This is a genomic window from Amycolatopsis sp. 3B14, from assembly GCF_050958625.1.
GTDB classification, from domain to species: domain Bacteria; phylum Actinomycetota; class Actinomycetes; order Mycobacteriales; family Pseudonocardiaceae; genus Amycolatopsis_E; species Amycolatopsis_E thermoflava.
Genome location: NZ_JBHZEN010000093.1, coordinates 1 through 7,978 on the forward strand (window position 1 = coordinate 1; position 7,978 = coordinate 7,978).

Genomic DNA, 7,978 nt, shown 5'->3' on the forward strand with positions numbered 1-7,978 from the left:
GATTTGTGCATATCACCTTGAGCCAGGGCCGCAAGCTTTGTGTTCTCGGCCGCCGGACCCAGCGCGGGTTGCGGCCCTGGCTCAAGGTGATCGCGCCGGTGTCAGGCGACGGGATGACCACCCAGCTACCTTGTGTTTTGTGCCCTGGCGCTTTCGCCGTCAGTATCCGCGTACCGCGTTCACCTGCACGCGCAGTGCCTGCGGATACGCCTTCGAGAACGCCTCCAGGCTGCCGCTGATCGACTCCATCGCGTCGCCGTACTTGGCCACGTACGCGGGGTTCTCGTGGGCCGGGGGTTGTGTGTCGGCCGGGTGGGCCAGGCCGCGGAACACCACGATGTCCCCGCCCTGCTCGTTGCTGTTGAAGTGGAGCGCCACCTGCGGCCGGCCCTGGATGTGGGACAGCCGTTTGGCGTGCGCGGCGTTGTAGATCAGGAACCCGCCGTCGTCCCACACGAACCACACCGGGTTCGGCTGCGGGGTGCCGTCGCTGCCGGTTGTCGTGAACCAGACGACCCGCTCGTGCTCGAGCCGTTCGCGTACCCGCTGCCCGAACGGGCTGGACGGGTCGGGAAGAACGCCATCTGCCATACCGCCCAGCGTAGTGGCCGGGCTCACTTCCGCGGCAACTCCGCGGACCGCCCGTGATAGTCATTCGGGGATCGAGCGCCGGAAAGGATCATCGATGCGTCTGCTGCTGCTGTCCAACTCGACCGCGCCCGGACGCGGCTACCTGGAGCACGCCACCGACGCGCTGGGCGAAGTGCTCCAGGACGTGCGTCGCCTGGTGTTCGTCCCCTTCGCGCTGGCCGACCACGACGGTTACACGGCCACGGTCGCCAAGGCGCTCGCCCCGTTCGGCGTCGAGGTCGCCGGCGCCCACCAGGATGATCCGATCCGGTTGCTGAACTCCGCGCAGGCCGTGTTCACCGGGGGCGGCAACACGTTCCGGCTCCTGCGCGAGCTCTACCGCCGCGAACTGCTCGCCCCGATCCGCGACCGCGTGGCGCACGGCACCGTCTACATCGGATCGAGCGCGGGCACGAACGTCGCCTGCCCCACCATCCGCACCACCAACGACATGCCGATCGTGCAGCCGCCCACGTTCGACGCGGCCGGGTTCGTGCCGTTCCAGATCAACCCGCACTACCTCGACCCGGACCCGGGCTCCACGCACATGGGCGAGACCCGCGAGGAGCGCATCGAGCAGTTCCTCGAGGAGAACGACGTGCCGGTGCTGGGGCTGCGCGAGGGCACCTGGTTGCGCCGCGAGGACCAGAGCCTCACCCTGGGTGGCGACGAAAGCGGCGCCCGCCTGTTCCGCCGCGGTTCCGAGCCGGCCGAGTTGCGGCCGGGCGCGAACCTCGGCGACCTACTGGCGAGCGAAATCGCCTGAGCCCGCGAAAATTGATCAAGCATTTTCCGGAACGCGCGGCAGTGCGCCTCGAATCAAAGGCCGGTCCGCATCATTTTCCACGCGTTTCCGACAGCGGCGAACCACACCCGTCAATAAAAGGTTCAACAGTGTTTCAGCAGCCGAGACAACCGTTTGCTACATTCGGATGACGATGCTTCGTGCCCGCTCCGACCCGTGCCTACCATGGTGCAACTGCGAGCGACGGGATGCGATCATGACCACGCACATCGATTTTCGCCCCGCGGACAGCTGCTTCGGCTGCCTCGTTCCCCACGAGCAGACCCCCGCCGACGAGGAATGGTGTTTCGACGCGCAGGGCCACCCGCTTTGCGGGCAATGCGCCCGCGACGAGCAGATCATTCACGAACCGTGGACGGGCCCACCGGAGGCGCACCGCGCCGAATGGGATTTGGTGCACGACCTGTCGTATTTCCTCCATTGACCTACCGCGCACCGCGAACTGTGCCGGGTGAGCTAACCTGAGCAACGCCAATGGCGTCGAGGTCAGCTTGTGCGGGGAGGTGAGCGCGATCGCGGACACCACGGCCCGCCCCACCGTGAGCAGGCGGCGCGAGGTCAGCCACACGAGCGCGCGGTCGGTGCTGATGACCGTGCTCGGCGAGTTCGTGCTGCCCCGCGACCGCCCGGTGTGGACCTCCACCCTCGTCGACGTCCTCGGCATGTTCGGCGTCGAGGAGAAGTCGGCCCGCCAGGCCCTGGCCCGCACCGCGGCCGAGGGCTGGCTGGTGTCACAGCGGCAGGGCCGGCGCGTGCGCTGGTCGCTGACCGCGCCGGGACGGCGGCTGCTGACCGAGGGCGCCGAGCGGATCTACGGCTTCGGCCGCGCGGACACGCCCTGGGACGGCACATGGCTGATGCTGCTGGTGTCGGTGCCCGAGACGAAGCGGGACCTGCGGCACAGCCTGCGCACGCGGCTGACCTGGGCCGGGTTCGGGTCGCCGACGCCCGGAGTGTGGATCTGCCCCGACCCGAGCCGGCAGGACGAGGCGAACTCCATCGTGCGTGAGCTGGGACTGGACGCGGAGGCGATGTCGTTCGTCGCGTCGTACGGCCGGATCGGCGACGAGGACGCGATGGTCGCGCGGGCCTGGGACCTGACGGCGCTGGAAGAGCGCTACGAGGACTTCATCGACGAGTTCGCCGCGCTGGCCCCCGAGTCGGGCGAGGCGGTGCTGCACGCGCAGACCCGCCTGGTGCACGAGTGGCGCCGCTTCCCGTTCCTCGACCCGCGCCTGCCGGGCCGTCTGCTGCCCGACGGCTGGAGCGGTGCCAAGGCGGCGGAGCTGTTCCACCGCAGGCACGTGGAATGGCGGCCGGTCGCGCAGCGCCACTGGGACACGCTGGTGAGCGAGGAAGAAGCGGCCTAGTCCGGCAGGTTCCCGTCGCCGCCGAGGTTCGCGACCATCCGCCGCAGGACGTTGATCGTGGTCACGAGGTCGCCGCGGTCCACCCCCTCGTGCATCCGCTCGTGGACGCGCGCGTTGCGGTCGCGGGCCCGCACGCGGCCGGCCTCGCCCGCTTCGGTGAGGGTCAGGCCGTCCCGCTCGACCAGCCAGCCCCGCGCGATGAGGTCGTCGAAGACCGCGTCGAAGTCGATGCCAAGGTCGTCGTAGCGGGCGAGGCGCCGGACGAGCGCCGCACGGGTCCACTCCCCCGGCCTGCCCGCGACGTGGTTCAGCGTCCACCAGTGCGGCTGGGTGAGGTCCTCGACCGCGAGCGCCTCCCGCAATGCACCGACCACGAGCCGGTACGCCTCGCCGCTCCACGCCCCGATGGGCTGGGCGGCCACTTCTTCGTCGCTGTACTCCTTGATCACGAGCCGACGGTAGAACCTCCAGCGAACTGGAGGTCAACTACAGCTCCCAGACCCCGGACTCCGGCTGCCCGAGCCGGATCGCCGTACGCCGCACCGCTTCGGCGGCCCGGTCCTCGTCCACGTCGCCCGGCACGAACACCACGGCGACGCTGCCCCCGGCGCCGTGCGCGAGCCGGACGGGCGCGGCGATCTCGGTGAGCCCGGCGTGGATCTCGCCGACCGTGCGGACGTACCCGGTCTGCCGCGCCCAGCCGACCTCAGGACGCTCGTCCGGATGTGCGGGACCTGTGGACTGGATCGCCAGGCCGCACGCCCCGCGGTCCAGCGGCGCCCGCGTCCACGGCTGGTAGGCGACGGCGGCGCGGCGGCGATCCGGTTCCACGGTCACCACGGCGACGACCTGACCACCTCGTGGCACCGCGAAGAACGCCGTCGCGCCAACGGTGTCGGCCAGCTCGCCGAGCACCTCGTGCAGGCGGGCCTGGGCGTCGCCGAGGACGGTCCGCGACAGCACGAGCAGCCCGAGCCCGAGCGTGTAGCGGCCTTCCGCGGTGCGCCGCGCCAGCTGGCGGTCCTCCAGCGTGCGCAGGATCCGGTAGACGATCGAGCGGTGCAACCCGGCGGCGTCGGCGATCTGGTGGCTCGTGCGCGGCTGGCCGTCGGCGAGGACGTCCAGCACGTCGAGCGCCCGGTCCAGCGTCTGCGCGCGAACGCCCGGCTTGGTCTCCACCCCGCTCCCCTTCGTTGCCCGCGTCACTCTAACACGCTAGGCTGCTCGCATATCGAGCTCAGAACACCGATCAACGCTCGATATCAGAGCTGCTGCCTGGGGAGGCTTCGTCGTGCCCGAGACGTCGCTCGATGACCACCCGGCCGTCGACCCGGCGCACTTCCGCCGCACCATGGGGCGGTTCACCAGCGGCGTCACGGTGGTCACCACGGTCGACGGCGAGCACGTGCACGGCATGACCGCCAACGGCTTCCTGTCGGTCTCGCTGGAGCCGCCACTGGTCCTGGTGTCGCTCGGGCACCGGTCGCGCATGGCCGGCCTGCTGCGCCGCACCGGGCGGTACGCGGTCAGCGTGCTCGCCGGCGACCAGCAGGACCATTCGCGGCACTTCGCCGGGCAGCCGGTGCCCGGGCTGCGCCCGGAGTTCCACCACCACGACGGGTTCGCCTTCCTGGACGGCGCGCTCAGCCACATCGGCTGCGACGTCGTCGAGGTGCACCCGGCCGGGGACCACCTGTTGTTCCTCGGCCGCGTGACCCGTTTGTCCTATTCGGACGCCGAACCGCTGGTCTTCTTCACCGGTTCCTATCGCGCACTGCACTGAACGAGGAGAGTTCTCAATGGCGGGAATCGGCATCGTCGGCGCCGGGATCGCCGGCCTGCACCTGGGCCTGCAACTGCGGCAGCACGACGTCCCGGTCACCATCTACAGCGACCGGACCGCGGAGCAACTGGCGGGCGGCCGCCTGCCCAACAGCGTCGCGCACCACCACACGACGGTCGCACGCGAGCGGTTGCTCGGCATCGACCACTGGGACGCCGAGGAGTACTTCTACTTCGGCCACCACCACTACATCGGACTGCCGGACCCGTTGTCGTTCCCCGGTTTCTTCACCGCGCCGTCGCGGGCGCTGGACTACCGGATCTACCTGCCGCGGATCCTGGGCGACTTCACCGACCGCGGTGGCGACTTCCAGGTGCGGCCGGTCGATCCCGCGCACGTGGCGGAGCTGTCCGACCGCCACGACCTCGTCGTCGTGGCTTCCGGGCGGGGCAGCCTGAGCGCGATGTTCCCGCGCCGGGCGGACAAGTCGCCCTACGACAGCCCGCAGCGCAAGCTGTGCGTCGGGCTCTACGAGGGCATCGCGCATTCCGAGCCGCGCGGAGTCACGATGAGCATCTCGCCCGGCAACGGCGAGCTGCTGGAAATCCCGATCTTCTCGTTCGCCGGGCACGTCACGGCGCTGCTGTTCGAGAACATCCCCGGCGGCGACACCGAGGTGCTGGCCGAGGCGCGCTACGACGACGACCCCGCCGCGTTCGAGAAGCTGGTGCTGGAGAAGACGCGGCAACACCACCCGCGGACGTTCGAGCGGATCGATCCGGCGAAGTTCCGGCTCACCGGGCCGCAGGACCTGCTGCAGGGCGGCGTTCTGCCGTCCGTGCGGGAGGACTACACGCGGCTGCCCAACGGCAAGTACGTCGTCGCGCTCGGCGACGCGCACACCGTGGTGGACCCGGTGGTCGGCCAGGGCGCGAACTGCGCGTCGTACTCGGCCTGGGAGCTGGGCCGGACCATCCTGGAAGACCAGACCTTCGACGAGCGGTTCTGCCGGAAAGTGGCGCTGCGGCGGGAGAACCTCGTGCACGCGACGGCGGACTGGACCAACCTGATGGTCCGCGTGCCGCCCGCCCCGCACCTGCTGCAGCTGCTCGGCGCGATGTCGGCCAACCAGGCGGTGGCGGACACCTTCACCGACAACTTCAGCCACCCCGACCGCCAGTGGGACATCCTCGCTTCGCCCGAACGGGTGCGGAAGTTCCTGGCCGGGCACGGGATGGCGGACTGAACTGTCGGTGGCAGGCCGTAAGGTTCCCGGCGTGATGGATTACCTGAGCATCCCGACCGCGAACGGCACGTTCGACGCCATCGCGGCCGGGCCCGCCGGCGGCAGGCCGGTGCTGCTGCTGCACGGCTTCCCCGAGGCGGCGATCTCCTGGGAGTACCAGGTCGCGGTGCTGGGCGACCGTGGGTTCCGGGCGGTGGCGCCGGACCAGCGCGGCTACTCGCCGGGGGTGCGGCCGGAACAGGCGGCCGAGTACGGCATGGACGAGCTGGTCGGGGACGTCCTGGCGATCGCCGACGCCCTGGAGTGGTCGCGGTTCGACCTGGTGGGGCACGACTGGGGCGGCGCCGTCGCGTGGTGGACGGCGTCGGAGCACCCGGAGCGGCTGCGGACGCTGACCGCGGTGTCGACGCCGCACCCCGGAGCGCTGGGCCAGGCCCTGCGCACGGACGAGGACCAGCAGATGCGGTCGCAGTACATGCGCGACTGGCGGTCCGGATCCACCGAACGGCAGATGCTCGCGAACAACGCCGAGGCCCTGCGGCGCATGTTCGAGTGGAAGGTGCCCCAGAGCCGGGTCGACGAGTACATCCGGCGGCTGTCCGAGCCGGGCGCGCTGACCGCGGCGCTCAACTGGTACCGCGCGAACCGCCCGCGGGCCGCCATCGACAAGGTGTCCGTGCCGACGCTGTACGTGTGGAGCACGGAGGACGTCGCCCTCGGCTCGACGGCGGCGCTGGACACCGAGAACTGGGTGACCGGGCCGTACACCTTCCAGATGCTGGAGGACGTCACCCACTGGATACCGGAGGAGGTTCCGGAGGTGCTGACAGCGATGATGCTGGAACACCTGAACGCCTTCTGACGCCATCGCGGCGCCGTGCCTGTTCACGGCGCCGCGCGTCGGTCTCCGGTCAGGAGCGCGAGAACTCGGCGCTCACCGCGTTCGGGCCGTCGTACTCGCGGTCCGGCAGCCGGCGCAGGTGGTCCAGCACGTCCTCCGGCGCGCCGTGGCTCTGCGCGTGGTCGACCAGCTTGTCCCGCGTGCACGGGTAGTCGACGCCGGACAGGAACTTCTGCATCTGGATCGGGTTCGGGGCAGCCATGTCCTGCTCCTTCCTGTTGTGTCTCGTTCGCCCCGGGGCTACCCACCGATCGGGCCTCGACTCGTCCCGTTTCGCGGATCGACCGGACGGGAAGCCCGTCACCATGCGCGCAACCATCCTGAACTGCACGTTGAAGCCCTCGCCGGAGCCGTCGAACACCGACGCGCTGGCCGAGCTGGTGGCGGCAGGCCTGCGCGAACTCGGCGCGGACGTGCGGACCATCCGGCTGGTCGACCACGACATCAAGCCGGGTGTCAGCAGCGACATGGGCGACGGCGACGAGTGGCCCGGCATCCGCGAGGAGATCCTGAACTCCGAAATCCTCATCATGGCGTCACCCACGTGGGTCGGGCACCCGTCGTCCATCGCGCAGCGGGCGATCGAACGCATGGACGCGATGCTGTCCGAGACGGGCGACGACGGTACACCGGTTGCATACAACCGCGTGGCGGGCGTGGTCGTGACCGGCAACGAGGACGGCGCGCACCACGTGATCAGCGAAATCAACGGCGCGCTCGGCGACATCGGCTTCACCATCCCCGGGCAGGCCTGGGTCTACTGGAACATGGGCCCCGGGCCGGGCCCGAGCTACAGCGACACCGACCACGGACACCAGTACGTTCACCAGGTGGCGGGCCTGATGGCGAAGAACCTCTACGCGGTGGCCGCCGCCCTGCGCGACCGCCCGATCCCAGCAGAAATCTCCCGCGGCGAAGACTGACACCGCCGGACGAGCGCACCCAAGCCCCACGGCCCAGTCGCACCGCCGTGACACCGCAGCAACCACGCCACCACCCTTACACGCCCCCAAACCCCAGCAATATCTCCCGCCCACATCGCGCGCCACACCACCCCCCTTACGCAACCCCCCAAACCCCCGCAGAAATCTCCCGCCGCGAAGACTGACACCGCCGGACGAGCGCACCCAAGCCCCACCGCCCAGTCGCACCGCCGTGACACCCCGCAGCAACCACGCCGCCACCCTACGCGCCCCAAACCCCAGCAAAATCTCCCGCCACCGCCCACATCGCGCGCCACACC

The 7,978-nt window shown here is 70.3% G+C and carries 11 protein-coding genes; 7 read left to right on the forward strand and 4 right to left on the reverse strand.

Annotation, left to right across the window (positions count from 1 at the left end; all coding sequences use genetic code 11):
- Positions 1 to 159 precede the first annotated feature (159 nt).
- Positions 160 to 591: a TIGR03667 family PPOX class F420-dependent oxidoreductase gene (locus ACCP09_RS37275; RefSeq protein WP_433753638.1), complete on the reverse strand. Its 432-nt coding sequence runs from the start codon at positions 589 to 591 to the stop codon at positions 160 to 162.
- 94 nt (positions 592 to 685) lie between these two features.
- Between ACCP09_RS37275 and pepE the strand changes: the two genes are divergently transcribed.
- The 3 genes from pepE to ACCP09_RS37290 all read left to right on the forward strand — a co-directional run bounded on the left by pepE (position 686) and on the right by ACCP09_RS37290 (position 2,805).
- A complete protein-coding gene (gene pepE, locus ACCP09_RS37280; protein ID WP_027934248.1) occupies positions 686 to 1,396 on the forward strand; it encodes a dipeptidase PepE in 711 nt (236 codons plus the stop codon).
- A 235-nt stretch (positions 1,397 to 1,631) separates the two neighbouring features.
- Positions 1,632 to 1,859 (forward strand): hypothetical protein, encoded by a 228-nt coding sequence (locus tag ACCP09_RS37285; protein WP_027934247.1) that lies wholly within the window; start codon positions 1,632 to 1,634, stop codon positions 1,857 to 1,859.
- Positions 1,860 to 1,974: 115 nt separating this feature from the next.
- On the forward strand, positions 1,975 to 2,805 hold the full coding sequence (locus ACCP09_RS37290; RefSeq protein WP_255346897.1) for a PaaX family transcriptional regulator: 831 nt from the start codon (positions 1,975 to 1,977) through the stop codon (positions 2,803 to 2,805).
- Here the strand turns inward: ACCP09_RS37290 and ACCP09_RS37295 are convergent.
- Together ACCP09_RS37295 and ACCP09_RS37300 are read right to left on the reverse strand one after the other, a co-directional pair.
- Complete coding sequence (locus tag ACCP09_RS37295) at positions 2,802 to 3,254, reverse strand: MarR family transcriptional regulator (protein ID WP_433753641.1); 453 nt, start codon at positions 3,252 to 3,254, stop codon at positions 2,802 to 2,804. The two genes, ACCP09_RS37290 and ACCP09_RS37295, sit on opposite strands and share 4 nt — an antisense overlap.
- Positions 3,255 to 3,291: 37 nt before the next feature.
- Entirely contained in the window at positions 3,292 to 4,011 is a 720-nt protein-coding gene (locus tag ACCP09_RS37300) for an IclR family transcriptional regulator (RefSeq protein ID WP_433753643.1), read from the reverse strand.
- An 85-nt stretch (positions 4,012 to 4,096) separates the two neighbouring features.
- Here ACCP09_RS37300 and ACCP09_RS37305 point away from each other — a divergent pair, with 85 nt between their 5' ends.
- Genes ACCP09_RS37305 through ACCP09_RS37315 form a run of 3 tightly spaced genes read left to right on the forward strand, consistent with a single transcriptional unit; the run spans position 4,097 to position 6,696 of the window.
- Complete coding sequence (locus ACCP09_RS37305; RefSeq protein WP_167499090.1) at positions 4,097 to 4,588, forward strand: flavin reductase family protein; 492 nt, start codon at positions 4,097 to 4,099, stop codon at positions 4,586 to 4,588.
- A gap of 16 nt (positions 4,589 to 4,604) precedes the next feature.
- On the forward strand, positions 4,605 to 5,834 hold the full coding sequence (styA, locus tag ACCP09_RS37310; protein WP_378365944.1) for a styrene monooxygenase subunit StyA: 1,230 nt from the start codon (positions 4,605 to 4,607) through the stop codon (positions 5,832 to 5,834).
- A 31-nt stretch (positions 5,835 to 5,865) separates the two neighbouring features.
- A complete protein-coding gene (locus tag ACCP09_RS37315; protein WP_027934241.1) occupies positions 5,866 to 6,696 on the forward strand; it encodes an alpha/beta fold hydrolase in 831 nt (276 codons plus the stop codon).
- 49 nt (positions 6,697 to 6,745) lie between these two features.
- On the opposite strand, the gene ACCP09_RS37320 is transcribed toward ACCP09_RS37315, so the two are convergent.
- Positions 6,746 to 6,937 carry a DUF2795 domain-containing protein gene (locus ACCP09_RS37320; RefSeq protein ID WP_433753646.1) on the reverse strand — a complete coding sequence of 64 codons (192 nt, stop codon included), beginning with the start codon at positions 6,935 to 6,937 and terminating at the stop codon, positions 6,746 to 6,748.
- Positions 6,938 to 7,040: 103 nt separating this feature from the next.
- Here ACCP09_RS37320 and ACCP09_RS37325 point away from each other — a divergent pair, with 103 nt between their 5' ends.
- Positions 7,041 to 7,658: a flavodoxin family protein gene (locus tag ACCP09_RS37325; RefSeq protein ID WP_123684996.1), complete on the forward strand. Its 618-nt coding sequence runs from the start codon at positions 7,041 to 7,043 to the stop codon at positions 7,656 to 7,658.
- Positions 7,659 to 7,978: the final 320 nt, after the last annotated feature.